This is a genomic window from Runella sp. (assembly GCF_027484545.1).
In the GTDB taxonomy this organism is placed as follows: domain Bacteria; phylum Bacteroidota; class Bacteroidia; order Cytophagales; family Spirosomataceae; genus Runella.
In genome coordinates, this window is the sequence record NZ_JAIXST010000294.1 from 1 (window position 1) to 21066 (window position 21066).

General features: G+C 43.9%; 15 protein-coding genes. 5 read left to right on the forward strand and 10 right to left on the reverse strand.

Annotated elements, in window-relative coordinates:
• Positions 1–293: 293 nt before the first annotated feature.
• Complete coding sequence (locus Q0081_RS26340; RefSeq protein WP_298360673.1) at positions 294–2351, reverse strand: gliding motility-associated C-terminal domain-containing protein; 2058 nt, start codon at positions 2349–2351, stop codon at positions 294–296.
• A gap of 37 nt (positions 2352–2388) precedes the next feature.
• Here Q0081_RS26340 and Q0081_RS26345 point away from each other — a divergent pair, with 37 nt between their 5' ends.
• Positions 2389–3639, forward strand: a complete 1251-nt coding sequence (locus Q0081_RS26345) for a bifunctional 3,4-dihydroxy-2-butanone-4-phosphate synthase/GTP cyclohydrolase II (RefSeq protein WP_298360675.1) — start codon at positions 2389–2391, stop codon at positions 3637–3639.
• Positions 3640–3723: 84 nt separating this feature from the next.
• On the opposite strand, the gene Q0081_RS26350 is transcribed toward Q0081_RS26345, so the two are convergent.
• Together Q0081_RS26350 and Q0081_RS26355 are read right to left on the reverse strand one after the other, a co-directional pair.
• The gene (locus Q0081_RS26350; protein WP_298360677.1) at positions 3724–4371 is read right to left on the reverse strand and encodes a hypothetical protein; all 648 of its coding nucleotides are present in this window, start codon (positions 4369–4371) and stop codon (positions 3724–3726) included.
• 79 nt (positions 4372–4450) lie between these two features.
• Positions 4451–5161, reverse strand: coding sequence for an ATP-binding cassette domain-containing protein (locus Q0081_RS26355; RefSeq protein ID WP_298360679.1), 711 nt, complete (start codon positions 5159–5161; stop codon positions 4451–4453).
• A gap of 144 nt (positions 5162–5305) precedes the next feature.
• On the opposite strand from Q0081_RS26355, the gene Q0081_RS26360 reads away from it, so the two are divergent.
• Entirely contained in the window at positions 5306–7795 is a 2490-nt protein-coding gene (locus Q0081_RS26360; RefSeq protein ID WP_298360681.1) for a T9SS type A sorting domain-containing protein, read from the forward strand.
• 104 nt (positions 7796–7899) lie between these two features.
• On the opposite strand, the gene Q0081_RS26365 is transcribed toward Q0081_RS26360, so the two are convergent.
• Positions 7900–9408 carry a DUF4301 family protein gene (locus Q0081_RS26365; protein WP_298360683.1) on the reverse strand — a complete coding sequence of 503 codons (1509 nt, stop codon included), beginning with the start codon at positions 9406–9408 and terminating at the stop codon, positions 7900–7902.
• A gap of 203 nt (positions 9409–9611) precedes the next feature.
• Here Q0081_RS26365 and Q0081_RS26370 point away from each other — a divergent pair, with 203 nt between their 5' ends.
• Positions 9612–10067, forward strand: a complete 456-nt coding sequence (locus tag Q0081_RS26370) for a (deoxy)nucleoside triphosphate pyrophosphohydrolase (protein WP_298360685.1) — start codon at positions 9612–9614, stop codon at positions 10065–10067.
• Here the strand turns inward: Q0081_RS26370 and Q0081_RS26375 are convergent.
• Positions 10057–12924, reverse strand: coding sequence for a metallophosphoesterase (locus Q0081_RS26375; RefSeq protein WP_298360687.1), 2868 nt, complete (start codon positions 12922–12924; stop codon positions 10057–10059). The two genes, Q0081_RS26370 and Q0081_RS26375, sit on opposite strands and share 11 nt — an antisense overlap.
• A 49-nt stretch (positions 12925–12973) precedes the next feature.
• Positions 12974–13981, reverse strand: coding sequence for a hypothetical protein (locus Q0081_RS26380; RefSeq protein WP_298360689.1), 1008 nt, complete (start codon positions 13979–13981; stop codon positions 12974–12976).
• A gap of 134 nt (positions 13982–14115) precedes the next feature.
• Between Q0081_RS26380 and Q0081_RS26385 the strand changes: the two genes are divergently transcribed.
• Entirely contained in the window at positions 14116–14760 is a 645-nt protein-coding gene (locus Q0081_RS26385) for a hypothetical protein (protein WP_298360691.1), read from the forward strand.
• Positions 14761–14854: 94 nt separating this feature from the next.
• On the opposite strand, the gene Q0081_RS26390 is transcribed toward Q0081_RS26385, so the two are convergent.
• The 4 genes from Q0081_RS26390 to Q0081_RS26405 form a co-directional block, all read right to left on the reverse strand.
• Positions 14855–15202, reverse strand: a complete 348-nt coding sequence (locus Q0081_RS26390) for a hypothetical protein (protein WP_298360693.1) — start codon at positions 15200–15202, stop codon at positions 14855–14857.
• A gap of 14 nt (positions 15203–15216) precedes the next feature.
• On the reverse strand, positions 15217–17667 hold the full coding sequence (locus Q0081_RS26395) for a penicillin acylase family protein (protein WP_298360695.1): 2451 nt from the start codon (positions 17665–17667) through the stop codon (positions 15217–15219).
• A 183-nt stretch (positions 17668–17850) separates the two neighbouring features.
• On the reverse strand, positions 17851–18924 hold the full coding sequence (locus Q0081_RS26400) for an SO2930 family diheme c-type cytochrome (RefSeq protein ID WP_298360697.1): 1074 nt from the start codon (positions 18922–18924) through the stop codon (positions 17851–17853).
• A gap of 5 nt (positions 18925–18929) precedes the next feature.
• On the reverse strand, positions 18930–20021 hold the full coding sequence (locus Q0081_RS26405) for an AI-2E family transporter (protein ID WP_298360699.1): 1092 nt from the start codon (positions 20019–20021) through the stop codon (positions 18930–18932).
• 53 nt (positions 20022–20074) lie between these two features.
• On the opposite strand from Q0081_RS26405, the gene Q0081_RS26410 reads away from it, so the two are divergent.
• Positions 20075–20923, forward strand: coding sequence for a hypothetical protein (locus tag Q0081_RS26410; protein ID WP_298360702.1), 849 nt, complete (start codon positions 20075–20077; stop codon positions 20921–20923).
• Positions 20924–21066: the final 143 nt, after the last annotated feature.

Here is a 21066-nt window from a genome sequence, read left to right on the forward strand (position 1 = left end):
GTAAACAGGCTCAAAAATATCAAGCGTCAGATGTATGGAAGAGCGAGTTTTGAGTTGCTCCGCAAAAGAGTCATCCTGATGGGAAACCCCGACTTTCACCAAATGTGACGATGAACCATGAAGCTGTACCTCGAATTTTGCTTAAATGAGGCTTTTGAAGACGTTAAGAAAAAGACAAAATTTTGAAGTGAAAAAACCTAAAAAGTAGGATGATATTCATTTATCAGGTAACTGAATATCATTCCAGAGGGCCATTATTAAATCTATTTTGTATAAAAATATCGCTCCTTGTCTTAACGCGCCAGAAGCATCGTCCCCGTTTTAACAAAGTATTTGCCTAATGAATCTGTGATTTCGAGACGATACACGTACGTTCCTTCTACGGCGGGTTGTCCATTTACCGTACCATCCCAGCCCTCTATCGCATTAGCCGTTTCGAAAAGAACCTGTCCCCAGCGATTGTAAATAATCAGCCGCGACTTATCCATAAATTGTCCTTTTGGAGCAAATTTATCATTCATATTATCACCATTTGGCGAAAAAGCATCGGGGATAAACACAATTGCATCGCGTGTAAAGACGTAGAAATTAGAGAAGCTAATCAGTGATTTATTGGACGGATAAGCCTTGATTCGATAATGAAATAATTGTTGGTCAGGATTATAGAGACTTGGGTCAAAACTGGTATTCCCACCTAAGGGTTCTTCCTGAACAGGATCCCCCTGTTCGTTATACACTTCCAGCCAATACACTCCTACATGCATTAAAAACGGAGATTCTGCTGTCCAATCAACCGTTGTGTTGGTGTTTGAATACAAGCGTATGGAGCAAATAGGTTCGGTAGGTTCTGAGCGATTCCCGCACGAATTTTCATATTGAATCTTATAACAGTAAGATTGAGCGGCAGGGTCAGCGGTATCGTCCTGAAAAGTAAGCGTATTGTCCTTAACGCCCACTTCTTTAAAATCGCTGCTTCCGTTTTCTGCACGTAAAAATATTGTTTTGAATTTTGCGGGCGTTGTTCCCGAAGCCGGCGGGGTTGCACGAAGTTCAATTTTTTGTTCTGTTTCCAATACCGATACAAACGCATTTTGTACCACCGAGGGAGTTTCGTTTGAGATGGCTTTGACACAACGCAAAGGGGAAACTGACTCTACTCCATTTGCTAGTAACACCGTCATCTGATAACAATACTGCTCATTGCAAGTCACATTTCGGTCAATGGTTGTCGTAGTGGTAATAGTGCTGATACCGCCCAGACTGACACTATTCCGCGTTAAACGATAACTTTGAAACCCCGCCGCCTTTGGGTATTCTTTCCAAGACAACGCATTTTGACGATTTTGAGCTACTGCGTCCAAATTTGTCGAACATACTTCGTTGGAGATGACGGCGGCATTGTCGCAACCATCATTGGCACTGAGCCGAAAACAATAGGTATTTTTATTGGCGTTAACATCTCTAACGGTAATGGTGGTAGTATCATTGGTGGTCATCAACTGACCTGTATTCTTGAAAGTGCCGCTTCCGTCGTTTACCTGTACTTCTGCCGTTGCCCCCTGCGAACCTTTCACAAGTACATCCACCAATCCATCAGTACGGGCAGCCACTTTACGAATCGCTACCGCTGACAGGTTGGTCGTACTCAATATGACAGAGGTAGAAGGTTTTGAACAACCTAACGATTGTCCTGCAACCGAGCCTACTACAGAAATTGTTGCCGCGTTGGTATTGGCAGGGTAGCTAAACGAAGCCACCATCGTGGCAGCTTTCGGAAGTTTAGAAGTAACATTTCCACCCCAATTGATGATGAACTCATCATAACGTTGCGTGGATGAATCTGCAGGAATCGTTACCTGTACTTTTCCGCCACTGCACGCTTTTACCGTAAAATTAGGTGGATAATAAACCTCTACAGATTTACACGCCACTGAGCCCGAACCATTACTGCCGAGTTGCAATATTCGATAGCTTCCCTGCCGCAAATAAGTAAAATCGGCTGTAGCCGTAAAATCCGCTGGTTTAGGGTCGCCTCCGGTGTAATTATAATTATATTGAACATTAAGAGCCGTCGTATTTTGCACTGTTATTTTAGTGCCTGCACATACTCTTACAGGATCTAAGTCCAGATTATTGACTTTAAATCCTCCTTTGGACGTGCCTGCGGGGGGTGTATCACAATAATTTTGCCCATAACTGTGTTGTAGGATACTTAAAAAGCAAAAAAATAAAAGATATGATTTCATGGATTTGTGATTTCCGATTTCCTTCCCGCCAAAGAACGTATCTTTGCCGATGGTTGTTTCACTAACAAACTTACCACATTCTGATATAAGCGGAATCGTAAACATAAAACGTTGTTTTTAACAAACTATTTTTATCTGATACATGGATAGCAATAATAATACCAATTCCATCCGGTTGGACTCTATCGAAGATGCAATTTCTGATATTCGGGATGGTAAAATCATTATCGTAGTAGATGATGAGGATCGCGAAAATGAAGGAGATTTTATCTGTGCCGCCGAAAAGACAACTCCCGAAATGGTCAATTTTATGGTCAAAGAAGGACGCGGCCTGATGTGTGCTCCTTTGACGGTAGAACGTTGCGAGGAATTAGGACTTACAATGATGGTGGGTGACAATACATCTACCCACGAAACACCTTTTACGGTATCGGTAGACTTATTAGGCCACGGATGTACTACAGGCATTTCAGCCTCCGACCGCTCTAAAACAATTCAGGCATTAGTCAATCCCGATATCAAACCCGAAGAATTAGGGCGTCCGGGACATATTTTCCCGCTTCGCGCTATGCCGGGCGGCGTATTGCGTCGTACGGGTCATACCGAAGCAGCTATAGATTTTGCAAAGTTGGCGGGTCTTAAACCGGCCGGTGTACTTATTGAGATTTTGAATGAAGACGGTACCATGGCTCGTTTGCCTCAACTGCGTGTATTGGCCGACAAATTTGGCATGAAGTTGGTCTCTATCAAGGACTTAATTGAATATAGATTGCATATTGAATCGCTCATCAAGCGCGAAATCGCGGTCGATATGCCTACCGAATGGGGCCACTTTGATTTAATCGCTTTTCGACAAATCAATACTGATGAATTGCACTTAGCATTAACGAAAGGTACTTGGGAAAAAGATGAACCTGTATTGGTACGAGTTCACTCTTCCTGCGCTACCGGTGACATTTTCGGCTCGTGTCGGTGCGATTGCGGTGCTCAACTCCACGCTTCTATGGAAATGGTGGAACGCGCTGGAAAGGGCGTTGTGCTTTACATGAATCAGGAAGGAAGAGGCATTGGTTTAGTCAATAAATTGAAGGCGTACAAACTTCAGGAAAATGGCTTGGATACCGTAGAAGCCAACATTGCTCTTGGTTTTAAAATGGACGAACGTGACTACGGTGTAGGAGCGCAGATTTTACGTGATTTAGACTTAACCAAAATTAAGTTAATTTCCAATAATCCTAAAAAACGGGCCGGATTGATGGGTTATGGACTGGAAATTATTGATATTGTCCCCATGGAAATGACTGCAAACCCCCACAATGAAGATTACCTCCGCACCAAGCGTGACAAAATGGGGCATCGCCTTACTCAATTTGCGACCGTGAAAGAAAACTAACCAATCCAATCACATACAGATTACAACAAAAGAGTCCCGAGTTAAACTCGGGACTCTTTTGTTGTAAAACCAATGCAACTATTTCTAAAATAATACCGCCCGAATTACCAAAGGACTGGAAGTCGGATAGATATTTTCGGCAGGATAGCTTGGGTTAACGAGGTTATTATAGCTAAGGTTGTACAACACCATCAAATTAAATGCCCGAATAAAACGTCCTCCGATTGGCGTAGAATAAGAGGCTCCAACCATCGCTGAGTTAATCCATTTTCTCCGAGTGATACCGTTGTTTGAATAATCCAAGTATTGTACATTGAGCGACTCGTATTCGGCATTAAGATTGATACTTTCGTATACTTTAAACATCCCGAAAACCCGCCCACCGTAATTATCATAACTGCTTTTATTGGTAGGCGAATAGCGAATTTGAGTATATTGGTAACTCAATCCCCCTCCTAATGCCAGCCGTTCCGTCACTTGATACCCGGCGATGGGTGATACTCCAATACTGGTGACTGTACCAAAGGAAAGCGGACCAACACTTCCTCCCAATCTTATTTTATCTAATGGAGATGGTGGGCGTGGGGGGGCTTTGCGCGGCGGTTCGTTTAAAACTTTTATCGGGCCATCCTGTTCACGCACAGGCGGAGGTGCATCGGGATTAGCCGTTTGGGCCGCCGCTGATACGGAGAGCAGTAATCCCATGGCTATCACTAAATAGGTTGTTCTCATGGTTTTATTATAAAAAAGGGTATATTACTGATTACGTTAGAAAAGCAAATTCCGTTTCAAAAACGAAAAATTAGTAGGGCTATTGCATCGTAAGCTGGTGGAAAACCTCCTCTAAAGATTTGCCTTCACTTTGCAATTCTACCAAGGTACGATTCGCCACAATTTGCCCCCGATTAATAATAACGGCACGGTCGCAAATGGCCTCCACTTCCTGCATGATATGCGACGAAAACAGCACCGTTTTTTCTTTCCCGACGGCCTTGATGAGGTTACGAATTTCCACAATTTGATTCGGGTCCAAGCCCGTCGTGGCTTCGTCCAAAATCAAAACAGGCGGGTTATGAATCAGAGCCTGAGCCAAGCCTACCCGCTGACGGTAGCCCTTGGAAAGTTGCCCGATTTTTTTGCGATGTTCTACCTCTAAGCCACAAATCTCAATCATTTCCGAAACCCGTAATGTTAGTTTTTCGCCTTTCAACCCATAAAGAGTACCTACAAATCGCAGGAATTCTTTAATGTACATTTCGGTGTATAGCGGATTGTGTTCGGGCAAATAGCCGATGTTACGACGCACTTCCATCGACTGCTTTGCTACTTCAAAACCACACACTTCTACCCGACCGCTCGTAGCCGACAGATACCCCGTGGTGATTTTCATGGTGGTAGATTTCCCTGCGCCGTTGGGGCCTAAAAAGCCCATAATTTCGCCAGGATTGACGTCAAAACTTATATCATTGACGGCCTTTTGGTTGCCGTAATTTTTAGTCAGGTGTTGTATCCGAATGGACATGATTTTTTAGAATTGGGGCGAAAATACAAATTTCTCGCGTAGGGTCTTGTATATTTGCTATGTGGAAGAGTATAATTTGAGGTATTTTTTATCCGCTATCCGTATTTTTTTCGTGTAACAATTCATGTAATGGATTAACGATTTATGAGAGGGTTCAGGCATATTGGGTTATTCTTTATTTTAAGTATCATTTTAGGACAAATAAGTCTGTGGGCTCAGAGTCCTGCAATTGTTACCAATGATGTAAGCGGTGCTATGGCCTGCGCCGGCTCAACTGTTTCGGTATCATTCACTGCTTCCAATCTCATTAATCCCGCTAAACGTCTGTTTACTGTTCAACTTTCCAATAGTGGCGGCGCTTTTACCAATCCTACTTCGCTCACTACCGGATCCAAAAGCCCCATTTCGGTCCTACTTCCCACTACTGCCCTCGGAGGTGATTATCGTTTGCGCGTTGTTACTGACACTACGGGGGTTACCTATACTCCTTCATCTGTTTTTATGATGCTCAAACCTCCCACCGCTACTTTAAGCGGCGATACGACCATTGGCGTAGGAGGTTCAGCCACTTTATCCCTTTTTTTTAGTGGAAACAGTCCTTGGACGTACACGTTTACCAATACCAACACAGGAACCTCTGCCGTCAATCCACTTCGCGGAATTGTACAACCCACGGTTACTATTACTTATGCCTTGCAATCGGTCAGTAATATTTGCGGTACGGGAACAGTATCGGGCAGTGCCAAGATAATCGTCACACCTCGGATCACTACGGATTTTGCGGTGGCAAGTATTTGTGCCGGAACTACTTCTACTGTTCCTTTTACGGTTACCGGAAGTTTTGAAACGACGGGAGTTACTTATACCGCGCAACTCTCCAATGCTGCGGGGAGTTTTGCTAATCCAGACCCTATTGGAACACGTGCAACCAGCCCAATTACTGTTGCTTTACCTACCAATTTGATTGCCGGAACAGGTTATCGAATACGAGTAATAGCCAACGCTCCTTCAACGTCTGTGGTTAGTAATACTATTACCGTAAAACCCCTGCCCACTGCTGTTTTGAGTGGCGGTGCTTCTATTTCGGTCGGAGAAAGTACCAATCTAAGTATTACACTTACAGGAGACGCTCCCTGGACCTATAAATTGTCGAACAACCAAACCTTTACGGCCACTGCTACCCCTTCTATTACTACGGTAACGCCCTCTACTACTACCACTTACACTTTACTCTCGGTAAGTAATGCCTGTGGAAACGGTGCCGTGTCGGGCAGAGCGCTCACTACGGTTATTCCCCGCATCAGCGTGGCTGATGTAGCCTTGGGCAGTATATGCGTTGGAACCAATGTAAGTTTACCTTTTGTGGTAACGGGCAGTTTTGAGGCTCCTGCTTCTTATACGATTCAACTTTCCGACGCGGCAGGAGGTTTTACTACTCCCGTTAACCTTAAAACAGGAAACGCGAGTCCTTTGGATATCAGCATCCCTACTAATCTGCCAGCAGGCAACGGGTATCGACTGCGAGTCATCGCTAATGCCAACGCTACTTCCATCAACAGTCCCGCTTTTGCCATTAAAGTTCGCCCTACGGCTACGATAAGCGGCAACCCCACTATCAATTTTGGCGAAACGGCAACTTTAAACCTTAGTTTTACAGGGGAAGGTCCCTGGACTTTCGGACTTTCGGATGGCACAACTGGAACGGCCGACCGCACACCTTTTACCGTCAGTGTAAAACCTGCCCAAACGTCAACCTTCTTAGTAAGTTCAGTACGAAATCTCTGTGGAGACGGGAGTACTGGGGGCAGTGGATTAGTAACGGTGATTCCGCGTTTATTAACTGAAAATATTTCCTCTGCGGTTTGTTCGGGAAAAGATATAGAAGTTAAATTCAGTATTGGAGGCAATCTACCTGCCAATACTACTTTTCAGGCACAACTTTCGGATAGTACGGGCAATTTTGCCAATGCAGTTTCTATAGGTACCGGCAGTCGAAGTCCTTTGACGGCAACTATTCCAAGCAATATCCTTCCGGGAGGCAATTATCGGATGCGTGTGATTGTCGTAGGAAACCCAGCCATTACAACAGTTCCAAGCGCCTCATTTTTTTTAGGGCGTCTTCCTAAGGCTACCATCAGCGGTGGCGGTACTTTTCCCATTAAACCGGGCGACGAAGTTTTTCTGGTTATTCAATTCAACGGAGATGCTCCCTGGAGCTATGTTTTGTCAGACAATACAGCCGGCAATGCGGCATCATCCCCCGTCATTTTATCCGTTGCTCCACTCCTGCCCACTACGTACACCTTGAAGTCGGTCAGTAATACCTGCGGAGTAGGAACGGTGTCGGGCAGCGCCATTGCCAATGTCATCATCACAAGCATTGAGCAGCTTTTGGAGGAAAAACTCTCCGTTTTTCCTAATCCCATTACTGAACGGATGAACGTAAAAATCTTACTTTCCAAGGCTTCCGAATGGCAATTAGTGGACATACAAGGCCATCTTTGGCACAGTCGTCGTTGGGTTGGAGCTTCTTATGAAGAGGTTATACAGACAAACACACTTCCAAGCGGGACTTATATTTTTCGAGTGAAAGTAGGGACGAAGTGGTTTGATAAAAAAATTATCAAGTGGTAAATAAGAATGTCAAAGTCAGAAGGGAGAATGTCAATTTTACCTTTAAAAATAAGCGGAACCTGCTCTGAGTAGGTTCCGCTTATTTTTAAAGGTAAGTTCTTTTTTTAGGATTGATGTTCTTTTCGGAGTAAATCATTCACCGTCTTCACGGGGTTGAAAGTAATCAGTGGCACTTCTACAAATACCGTATTCCAATCTGACATCGAACCATTCCAAAGGCCGGGCAATTCTTGCGCTTTGAGGTTTTTCCCGTCTTTTGATTTTTCCGTAATAAAACCCGTATTTGAATCACGGTATTTCATTAAGTTAAACTTTTTGCCTTTATAACCGCGCAGTGAACAGACTAAATCAACCGGATTGAAGTGAGTGGCGGTATCAAACAGTGCTTTCTGAGAAGCATCTGACATGTCTATCTGTGCCGATTCTACCACCTGCAACGAAGTCGTACCGTCTGAATTTACAGCCCAAAAAGGTCCTCCTCCCGGTTCTCCTACGTTTTGTACCATCCCGCAAAGACGTACGGGGCGGTCAAGTTTAGTTGACAAATACCCCAGTTTCTCGGGAAGCGAAAGTGTTTCAAATCCTTCCGACGGCAATGTGAACAGCGTTTTTTCGTAAAAAACAGTAAGTTCATCCACCAACTGCTCATCTTGATCGCCATCTTCAAGACGGGCCTGAAAATCAAATATTTGCTGACGGTATTTCAGCAACAATGCTCCTAACGCTTTTTTATAAGCAATCGTCGTTTCTTTCAAACTGTCGGGTACGACGTTATCAATGTTTTTGATAAATACAACATCTCCATCCTGATCATCCAAATTGGCGAGCAACGCCCCGTGCCCTGCGGGACGGAACAGCAAGCTTCCGTCGGCATTGCGGAAAGGAGAATTGTCCATATTGACTGAAATCGTATCGGTAGCTGGTTTTTGTTCCGAAAAACTTACCTTATACACTACACCAAACGTATCTTCAAATTGGGGTTTTACTACGTCAATCAATGCTTCAAAACGGCTGCGATGCTCTGGGGAAACCGTAAAATGCAATGCCACTTTACCGCCCGAATTGGCATACTTAGTTCCTTCCACAAAATGCTCTTCCACGGGAGTTCTGGCACCTTCTGTGTAGTCATGGAATTTCAACAATCCTTTTGGTAAGTTACCGTAATCAAGTCCTTTGGTACTCAACAAATAATCAGCAATCAGTTGATATTCACCCGTTGAAATGGCCGTTTCAATGTCTATACCATTGTTTGACAAGGCCGATTTTAAATCTTCAAAAAAGGCAAAATCGCGAATACGTTCGCTGAATTCCGCAATGGATTTGTCACTTTTCCCTTCGTCTTTAAAGGCAAAAAGCGCCTTAAACATCCGTGTAGCCGCTCCCGAGGCAGGAACAAACTTGAGCAGTGAAACACTGCTGGATTGAGCGTCAAACGCATTGACCAACGCCTCAAGCTCTTCTTCTTCAACGCGAACGATTCCATCGCCGATGGTAGCCGCTTTAAGCACTTTCAAATAGGGGAATCCGGCAACGAAGTGATCGATTTGCTGCTGAATGGTTTCAAGCGAAATACCCTGCTTAGCAATCTGGTGGAGGTCTTTTTCGGTAAACATGGGTTGAATAGAATTACTGTTGGTTTTTGGAATGGCTTAGTTTTTGGTGTTTTTCACAAAAATTAGGTAAGCAAAGAAACACAAAGGGTTATACGGATTTAGGACGCAAACTATAAAATATTTGTTAATCCAATAACCGTTTGATAAAAAAACCGTTCATTAATGATTTTACGTAGTAACTTTGTTTAAAAAATCGGCTAAGTATGTCTATCCCACCCGAAATATCGAAACCAATCATTATCGTTCCCTGTGCCATTATTGAGAAAGACGGGCAGCTTTTTGCCGCCCAACGCAACACAAATATGTCACTGCCCCTAAAATGGGAATTTCCCGGCGGTAAAGTAGATGAAGGCGAAAATGAAATAGAAGCGCTTCATCGCGAAATTATGGAAGAATTGAGTGTCGAAATTGAGATTGGCTCACGTCTTGCTCCTACTTTCAAAGAAGATACTCACCGCATTATCTGCCTTGTACCGTACATCTGCCACATTGTGAGTTCTCCTATTATTTTAACAGAGCATTTACAGTACAAATGGATAAAACTGGACGATGTATACAGTTTGGATTGGGCAATAGCAGATTTAGGCGTTATTTCCACTTATTTTCACTACCTGGAATCTCGAAAATTACGTCGTAACAAGTGCAAAGTTACTGCTTAATAATTCTTCGAACAGTCGCTTTATTTTCTCCCAACGCCATCCGCAGGGCGTACGCTCCAACGGGCAAATCAGTGAGGTCTATTTCAAAATGATTTCGTTGGCTTTTTCTCAGATTACCTTTCCGTACGACTCTTCCCGCTGCGTCAATCAAATCCCAATCAAACGATTGGCTGCGCAACGTCTTCATTTCAATCGTAATTTTTGTTTGAGCAGGATTAGGGAAAATTTTGATAGCCTCCTCCTCCTCTTCTACCCCCGTCACAATTACATTCACCCGAGCGCTGCCGGAAACGGTACCGTTTCCACACACATTCGAAACCGATTTTAGGGTATAAGTTGTTAAAAACTCAGGCTTTACTATGACGTTCTGCAAAGCGGCAGAAACTGTATTGGTAGAATTATCCGAAAGGGTATACGTCCATGGTGACTGGCCCTCAAAGCGCAGGAGAAGGGAGGCCGGCTCTCCCATTTTAATGATAGTATCTCCGCTGATAGTGGCTTTTGCGCGCTGTTTCGGCGAAAATGGCACACTGGGCGTAAAATAAGCTGTGCTGTTTTGCGATGGATATACTCGAATTTGATAATTACCGTTGAAAGCAATATCCGTTGGAATGGTGGCTTTTACCGGGCTTTGAGTCGCTGTTCCTATCACTCGGGGGATGGAAAAATTGCCGTCTTTATCTGAAAGCTGCGCCTCATAATTGACAGAATTCTCAAATGTTCCCGTAACGCTGAAGGGTACATCCAATTGGGTTTCGTTACAAAGCACCTGTGACGGTGACAGGTTGGTCGTAATTCTCGGAATGACTGTAACACGGGCACTGCCTTTTACTTCTCCTTCGCCGCACACATTGTTTACCGAATTCAATACATAGGTAGTTGTAGATAAGGGAGTTATTAAAACCGATAACGGATTTGTGGAAGTAGTTGCTGTACTATTGTCAGAAAGTCGGTACGTCCACGGAGCTGAACCCGAAAAATTCAATTCTAAATTAGTTGATTTTCCGGCTTCAATAGTCGCTTCTCCACTAAGGGTGGCACTCGGTTTTTGACGAATGGGAAACGTAACTGTCACTACTTCTTCTATACCTCGCACGTTGGATTTAATCCTGAATCGGTACCCTTCACCCGTTGGAGCATTGGCAGGAATAGCAATAGTAAACGAACCGTTTTGGTCATTGGCTAACGTAATTGCATTTGCAAAACCTCCCTGAGCGTCCGATAGTTCAAGGCTATAACGCCAGCGATTGGGCTCAGTATTGGAAACCGTAAAAGGAATCATTAATTTATCACCGGCACAGACGGTTGCCAGCAATTTTTCTGGTAAAATGACCGGTTTTGCCGCCAATTCAACCCTGAAGCGGTCTTGTAAACAACCCAAACTATCGCGTACTGTGATGGTGGTGTCGCCGGTTAATGTAAACTCCAATATCGGTTGACGACTGCCGTTTGACCACGCATACGTGCCTTTCCAGGAAGGTGTGAGTTTCACAATCTCCCCATGACGGGCTTTGAGGGTGGTAGATTTGTTCACATTTTTGAAAATAGTAAACTGATCGCGTACAATTCGGTCATTGCACAACCATTCAAAATTGAGACGATTGTCTTCCACTTCTATCACTACCGAGCCTCCGTTAACAGCATTTTTGAAAGGCATAGCAGGATGCGCGACACCATTGTAGCCATTATTTTGTCCTGCCGAGCCCGCAACCACGTAAATAACACCCTCATCTGCGCCATTTTTGATATAAGCACACGAGTTGGGTTCGCCATCATACCTTCCCGATGAAAGACTTGCCAGATGCCGGTCATCGCGGAAGGTAGTAGAGAGACCTGTATGGCCACGCAGTGGGCGGGAACGCTCAAATAAATGACTATGGCCACTTAAAACCACATCTACTTTATAGCGCTCAAGAATCGGCGTTAAGTTTTGACGAATCAACTTTAGCTCTTCTTCAGAATCTGAATCGTGTGAATTTTTGGTGTAAGGCGGATGGTGAAAAAATACAATGGTCCACGGCTGACGATTAGCAGCTAAATCTTTCTTGAGCCATTCTACTTGCGAGCCAAGAGTATCGTAAAGGCGATAGCGGTCTTGTTCAATTCCGTAGGAGTCTAAACCTACGAAATGCACATTGCCGTAATCAAAAGAATAATACATTTCGGTTCCAGACGGCACGCCACCCGCTTCGGCATTTTGAGGAAGGGAGAATATTTTAAAATACTGAATATCGCGGCTTGTCTGTGAACCAGAATAATATTCGTGATTACCAGGTGCTGCCCACAACACATTGTTTTTTAGGAAATAATTTTGGTAGATATTGAAGAAATTATTTTGATATTCTTCGTCGGTTCCTATGGCATACGCGTTGTCACCGACCAATAACGTCACGTCAGTTTGGCGATTGTCGTTTTTGATACTTTGCAGATAAGCATCTCTGACCGCTCGCTGATTGGGCGAACCGTCGCCCATGTCGCTCATGGCCCAAATTCGGATTTTTTGTTTGCTTCCTACTGGTGCTGCCGTTTTGAAGTAATAATCATTCCCTTCCACCACGACCCCGTCGGGTATCGTGCTTAACCCATAATAATAAACGGTATTGGATTCTAAACCCGTGATTTTGAGTTCATGCTCGGTGGTAGCCACTTCATCTGCAACCGAACGATTTTTCTGATTGGGCGCCAAACCATAAATTACTTTGCCGACTATAGCTGCATCGGTACGCCACCGTACCACAATACTATTGGCAGTACCCATTTGAAGATAAGGGCCGCGCGTGATTTTTTGAGCAAACAGCGTATGTACACTACTTATTAAGAGGCTAAAAAATAGAAAGGTGTATCGAAAAGTGGACATGAAGTGTTTCAATTAAGTTGAAAGGCAAACAAAAATGCGCAATTTTTGGCTATTTTACTTCAATTGTCACACTTACTTCTTTCTGAGGTTTGCAATACCAATCCCCTTGACAACGTAAAAAATACGTTGTAGTTACCTGCGGATTGAACCGACGCTCGTTTCGAGCACTGTAACTATATCGTTGAACCAAGTATTTTTGTCCGCCTGCTGATTGAGCAAACCACTCCAAAGGCCCTTGCGAGCCATCTGTTACGGGGCAGCCTGAAAAATTAAGAACCGCTTCTTCTCCTTTGACGATACTGGTTTTTACGGCCGACAATATAGGAGTTGGAATATTGCAAGTAGCGCATTCTTTTTCGCGCACAACGATGTATTGGACATTGGGAGCAAAATCAGCGGCTTTGAAAAAATACCGTTGTGACCAACTGCTCGTGTTGGCATTTTCCAAAATGATTCGATTGGCATCAAAGGTTGGCGTAGTAGACAAGCTCACTTCAGCGCATTTCACTTCATCCAATTCGTTGGAGTATCCCTTGCGAAGCGCAGCCTTATATTCCCGGCTTGTAATCAGATTGACATAACTTGTATCCTGCCAAGTCTTAATTTCGAATGGAAAAGGATTAAGCGTATCAGCCTCAGGAAAATTCACATCTACATCATCGCGGTAGTTCTTGTCCGTAAAGCGAATCAAGGCACGGGGGATTTTACGGTCGTTGGTCACGCCTTTGGGCCCTTCCCAGACGACACGAAATTTACGGGAAATCACATTTTTGTATTCAAAAGGACGACGCACCAATTCGCAGGGATTGGTCAGCCCGCCTCTATAAAAAGTCCCCATTACTACTGTAGCATAATACAGACTGTCTTTGGGATTAAAATATCCGCGCAGCGCATCAGTCTCTTCGGTCAGACTTATAGGACGGTCAGGCTCGCATTTACCAAGAATATTGGTAGCATTCTGAGCCCCTTCTGTTTTTACAGTAGAGAGCATTTTATTTTCACACCCCACCATCCCTATCACACTAATCAACACACTTGCTTGCAGCCACTTGTTCATTGCTCAATTATAATAATAGTTTGTAGTACAAATATACGGTGATTTTGTCTAAATCGTTTATCCGCATTTAACTTCCTAAAGGAATTTTGGTATGCTTATTGCTCTGGTTTTGAAGAGAAACCAAGCTACACTCCATGAAAAAACCAGTTACTATCGCCTTATTGGGAATACTTTTAGCGGGAAGAATGTATGCCCAACGTTTTATTAAAGTAAATGAAGATGATCGCCGCTTTTGGATCAATGTAGGTGCAGGACCCGGGTTTCTTAAAGCGGGACAAGCTTACGACTTGAAACCCTTATTTTTAACCAAAGCAGGTTTGGGCTGGCAAGTTTTTGCGTCGCCTTACTACATGGTTTCCAATCGTTTCAATGTAGGATTGAAGGTGGGAGGAATTTTTCGCCCCACTTTCGAAGATGCAGAATCAAACAGCATCGTTCAGCAAAAATTCACTTCTTACGGTTTTCTCTATGCAGATTATTATCTTTCTTCTCCTTACCGAATTTTAGAACGACCTTATAAACCTCGTTTTTACATTGGTTTGAGTGCAGGGGTGTCTTACATTGGCAAACTAGAAGCTAAAAATCTGGCTACCGAACAGTACTACACTTTCAGACGCCGAAATCAGGATGCATTTTTGAGCGTTGCACCTAAATTTGGAATATCGTTCCGGAAAATTAAATTGGAAATAGAACACATTGTCACCACGCCTTTCAACCCGGATTTTACTTCCATTACCATTATAAGCGCCATTCCACTTGGAAATTCTCGGTATTATTGATTGTGTAAAATGGGACAAGCAGTTAAAAAGCCAAAGAGGTCAAAAACAGCAAGTTGCGTATTTTTGACCTCTTTGGCTTTTTAGTACGATTATTCTACGAATGTTTCGATGGAGCAAAAGCTGCTCGACAGTAATACCCCGCCATTCCTGCAAATCCCGCAACAATCCCGCCTACAACCGTGACGGCAGCAAAAAGAAGTGAGGCATTGGGGATACGGAATAGCTCAGCGATTTTGAGGGCAATTACTCCTTCCGTTACAAAATTTTGATACAGTGCCAAGCCCAGCCACAAAGTAGAAACAGCCGCGAAAGCCACTAAAAATGCTTCCTTCACTGATTTTGATTTCCAAAAACAAAGGGCAAAACAAACAATCGGCATCAGCCACCAAGGGCCGAAATATTGCGCAATCGCACTGAGAATGATGATAAGAATATAAACCATGGTCGGGTTAGGTATTAATGTTGTAATTTCATTGTTGACACTACTTTTGGATGTTTCTCATCCTTCGATTTCAAAAAGACCAACTCATTTAATTCGCCTTTGGCCCATTTGTCAATCATGTTATCATACAGCGGACTACCCGGATTGCCAGATTGTCCACCGGGGTATAAACCATAGGCTTTAGGCCAAGTCTTATCCAATTGCACCACCATCCGCCACGAAGGTCCGTGACCGGCATCTGTAGTGGCATTGATAATATTGGCACCACCCCCGTTGATTACATCCATTCTGGAAAACGACTTAAATAACGGCACAAGGTGTTTAATATCCGTACTCTTAGCCGTTCCCCACGCCCAGGTGGCGGGACTCATAGGACCATATTTTGCGGTAAGTGAGTCAATAGTGGCCTTAAACGTAGTTTTTACAATGTCATCAGCCGTTTCTATTTTATTGGATGTATGGGTATCATCAAACCATTTAGCCGTAGGTTGCTTTTTCAACAACTCCCAGGTACGATCGCGAGTAGGTAAAGACATGGGTGTTTTTTCATCTTTTGAAGGAAAATCGTCTTCCCAAATCGCCAATCGTAATTCTCTCACTAAACGTTCAAAAATGGTCGCCCCCACTTCCGAAGGGTCATTTTTCAAGCTCCATTTAGCCAACACAGCATACGCCGGGCTTGATTTTACAGCAGCGTCCTGTTCCAGAATTTTAAGTAAATCGGGTAAAATGCGTCGGGCTTCAATGTTGAAATTATCAGTCTGCATCAGGCGAAGACTGTCAACGGTTGCTTTCTGCATGTTGGTAAGACGCTCGTTGATGCGTAAACCGCGCTCACCAGGCGCAAATTTCCAGCCCAAATAATAAGGATAGGATTTGTCAGCAGGAAACTGATTGGCAGAACTCACAAATCCTCGTGCGGGATTTTTGACACTTGGATTATGTTCTACGGGAATCCAGGCTCTCCAATCATGTTCGGGATTGGAACCGTCAAGGATAAATTTACCCTGCTCTTCCCATTTGAGGGGAAAATGCCCCGAGGACGTAATTGCAATATCGTTTTGGTTACTGGCAAAAACCAAATTGAAACCGGGCGCGGCCAAAAGACCCATTATTTTTTGGTAGTCCTCATAACTTGTACCTCGATTGGAAATATAAAGCGCTTTCAGGGAATTTCCCTGAGCAACAGGCCCTACCCACGTAAGGGCATGTCCTATCGGCAAATCTCCAAAAAATGGTTTTTGACCTTCACTGTACAAAATAGGCCCGTGATGGGTGTAAAGTACGGTATCAGTCGTAATTGTGGATAATCCCTTTACTTTAAATTCATTCACTTTTGACGTAACGGGACGCCACTGACCATCGTATTTGTATTCTTTTAAGGTCTTGTCTTTGAATTGAATTTGGTAAAAATCAAACACATCCGAACCGACGTTGGTCATCCCCCAGGCAATGTCTTTGTTGAAACCAATGCCGATACCCGGCCAACCGGGTACACATACCCCGTACACGTTGACGGTCGGAGAAACCAATTGCATTTGGTACCAAATGGAAGGCAATGAAAGTCCTAAGTGCGGGTCGTTGGCCAAAAGCGGTAAACCTGTAGCCGTACGCGAACCGTGCACCGCCCAGTTATTGGAACCAATCCCAGGATTCTCGGCCTCTACATCCAAATTGGCAGCAATCGTAGCCTTCATCAATTCGGGAACTTTAGGTACTGCTACCGGCGTAAAATCCCACTTTGTAACTGCGGGTACGATGGGCGATTCTTCAATGGGATAATCGGGAAATAAATCGTTTATAACGTCTTTGCCGTGTTTGGCCAAGGCATTCGACATCCGATAATCGTCTGAGCGAGCATTCATGTCTTTCCTCATCACCATTTCGACCAGGGCCGTTTTAAGTGGTGACCATGCCTCGGGTTGATAGCCCAATATTTTGAACTCAATAGGCAAATCTTTGTAGGTCACTTGCTCAATGTATGCATTCACCCCTGCCGAATACGACTCGGCAATCATCTTGGAAACCGGGTCATGTAAAAAAGCTTTCGCCAATCGTTCGGCTCCTTCGGGCAATTGAAGTCGGCGGTTGTATCGGTCAAAGTCAAGGGCTAATGGGCCCATTACTTCACTCAGTCGCCCGGCAGATACACGACTGTAAAAGTCCATTTGCCACAGACGGTCGCGGGCGATAATGTATCCTTGGGCAAAATATAGATCCTCGTCGTTGTCGGCAAAAACGTGCGGTACTCCGTTATCATCGTACTTCACGGTTACTTCTCCTTTTAAACCCGCCAATTTCATGTCGGCCGGGGGGAGTTTGAGAGGAGCATCTGCATTTTGCCAAAAACCGGTAAAAGGACTGAAAAAAGGCCCTACAGCGGGCAATACGCCAAGGGGGCGATTGAGTAGGTACGTTAGGCCAACTGCTATGACCAGACTCAAAAAGGCACGAAGGTATTTCATTGAAAATAGGAAAAAAATGAAGGGTTTTGGTATTTTGTTGATAAAATGTAGGCTTTTATGGGTGCAAGTTAGGATAAAACAAAACGATGCACTGTTTGTCAGACAAAATTTTATTTAAATTAGAGGTGACATTTATCATCTCCCCGCGATTTATGAATTTGGTCTTTCCTTATTTGCCTCCTGTCAATTGACCTTCATTGCTTTAATCCACTCACGTACCAAGGCCGCACCTTCGGTATGCGTCGTTTTTCTCCCCAATTCAGGCATCATTTCTCCGGGGTCCGTCGACTCCAAACGATACATCAAAATAGATTTTTCGGGTTGCCCAGGCATAATGCTAAACTGCCGCCCCCCGGAACCCCTTCCCGCAGCGACGGGTGCTTTCATGATTCCAAGTTTGGTCAAATCCGTTTCGTTATAGCTTAAAATCAAACCCGAAGTTTTAGCCGGTCCTTCATTTCGGTGACAATGAGCACAATTGATATCCAACCACGTTCTTGCTCGTGCCTCCAAAGAACCCGAAACTGCGTCGTTCCAAACGGCCGCTTTCGGTACGCTTTCAAGTGCTGGTAAACCCGTCAAAACTCCGAGTTTTTGCCAATGTATGAGTTGATTATCCGTTAGTTCTTGTCCATTTTCTGAATAATGGAAATCTCCGTTCAGTTGTCGTGCCGATGGCCCGATTGGCATCATTTGCTCGTTTCGATTATGACAGCCTTTGCATTGATTCAAATTAGGCATTGAATAGTGGAGCGTACGTTTTTTCCCGTCGCTATGTATCCAACTTACCTCTTTGGTTTCCCCGGCTACTTCGAGATAAGCGTCGGATTGGTCATCGTTCCAAACGTATTCCAAGGCTTTCCAACCGTTTTCTTCATGAACCAACAGACGCGATTCCATAATACGCCTTCCGGCTTCGGGTTGGCGGAAGTCATTGGGGTAATAAAATGTTTTAATAATCACCGTCCCAACGGGAAAACTCAAAACTTCGTCGGGATTATAGGCCACTGTTTTGCCCGCCGGTAACTTTACAAAGCGCAGTTTTTCGGCATAATCAGAAAAAAGCGGTGTGTTGAGTCGATATGGAATGACCCCTTCGGCAGGAATTTGGTCCGCTATTTTACCTTTAAAAAACCCGTATTCAGATAGATTTTCCTTGGGCACAAACGCCTGAAAAGCAGGTAAACGAGTACTGTTTTTAAAGGAAAAGAGAATCGAAAGACCAAAAACAAAAAGACCGAATACTAATTTTTGCATGACAATTACTCTTCTGAAAGTGTAGGAAATTTAACAGGAAGCGGTGCTCCTTCTTCGGCTTCACCAAGCAAATACCCGAACGGCTTGAGGGCATCGACTGAATCGAAAATCACCTTGGTAATGGCCGTAACGGGTAAGGCCAAAATCAAGCCCGAAACACCCCAAAGTTGTCCGCCCAGTATCAAAACAATCATGGCGGCCAAAGGGTTTACACTGACTTTTGAACCTACAATGTAAGGGGTAATAAAATTACCTTCCAACAACTGAATCACTCCAAAAACAGCCAATACTCCCACCGCATACATGGGCGAATCCAAAGACACGAGAGCCATTAAAGCCGGCAGCAAGGAGCCAATCAATAAACCGATGTAGGGAATCAAAAGCAGGCAAGCAGCAAAAAAACCAAAGAAAATAGCGTGCGGTACTCCCAACATCAACAAACCGGCTGAATTCATGACCCCCACAATCAAAATAACGGAGACCAAACCTACCAAATAACCCTGCACGACTTCATAAATCCGTCGAATGGCCTGGTCCACCCGGCGTTTATGACGGTTATCAAAAACTTGGTAGAAAAAGCGACGGAAAAAATCACGATAGAGCAAGAAGAAAAACACAAACAAAGGCACAAGCGCTGCGGAGGCCAATGTTCCCGTGGTAGTCGCAACAGCTCCTGTAAGAATAGACCCACTGTTTTTGAGTGCTTCAGTAAGGTATTTGCTACCTTCGGTAAGTTGTTTGCGTCGGCTAAGACCAAAATTGTCTGATAAAAAATCACGCCCTTGATTTATCCAATAATTGGCTTTTTTCTCCAAACGCGGCAATTCTTCACCAACGCTTACAATTTGAACCGATGCCAAATAAATTAATCCTATCAAAACAGCAAAAAACAGGATTTGAGCAACGGTAATTGCCCATAATCTGGGCACGCGCCAACGCTCCAGTACAGAACAAATAGGATACAGTAAAACGGCAAACAGGACCGAAAAAGTTAACGGAACCAATAGTTCACGCAGTGTGTAAAGAATAATAACGATGAGCACCGCAGAAATGAGCCATCCTGCAAGACGTAAGGAAAAAGGGAAAGATTTTTGCATAGCTAAGGGAAATAAGAAAAATCTCCCAAATCTACTTAAAAACCGTAATATCAATGCTTCAAAAACTACTATGGTGGGCTTTTACGCTTCGCGTAGCGCTGTGCGATTGTCACAATGAAAGAAAAAATGAGGGATTCCGCAGAGGAAAAAGCTTGTATAAAATGGAAAAAACAGGAATACTGCCCGTTGCCGTCAATGAAACCTCTGGGTTGGCTTTGGGCTCCAAACCGGGAAGCTTTTGGACATTGAACGACAGTGGAAATCCTGCCGAACTTTACGAAGTAGATACCGTTGGGAACCTAATGACGCAACTGAAATTACCAAAACTCACAAATTCGGATTGGGAAGACCTTGCTCAGGATACTAAAGGAAATCTTTTTATTGCCGATGTGGGCAACAACAGCAACCAACGAAAAGACTTAACCATTTATAAAGTAAACCCGAAAGCACCTGACACCTTCGAAACTATTCGGTTTAGTTATACAGACCAAACCGCTTTTCCTCCTTTGCCCGAACAGCGTAATTTTGATTGCGAAGCAACCGTTTGGCATCAAAACAAGCTCTATTTGTTTTCAAAAAATCGTAGTAAAACCAATCGGTACGTAAAACTTTACAGCATTCCCGACAGCGAAGGGACGTATGTGGCTTCTTCTTCGGACAGTGTTTACAGCAAAGCAATGGTCACCGCAGCTGACATAAGTCCCGACGGGAAAACACTAGCTTTGCTGACCTATGGAAAAGTGCTTTTGTTTGACGTAGAAGAAAATCTAAATTTCAATAAACCAACGCAGTGCATAAAAACAGGCAAAGGGCAAACCGAAGCCCTTGTGTTTGTCAACAACACTGATTTTGTGATTACGAATGAGCGGAAAGCGGAGATGTGGTCGATAAAAAGAAAATAAAACAATCTCCAACGTTTGCTGGAGATGGGTGTACGAATGTATGCAGGATTGCTTCCTAAGCGGCCATTCTGACCAATTGAATTACCTCATCCCATTGATTACTAAGGTTTTTTGTTCTCAGATTTAAAACTTGCTGTGCTCCA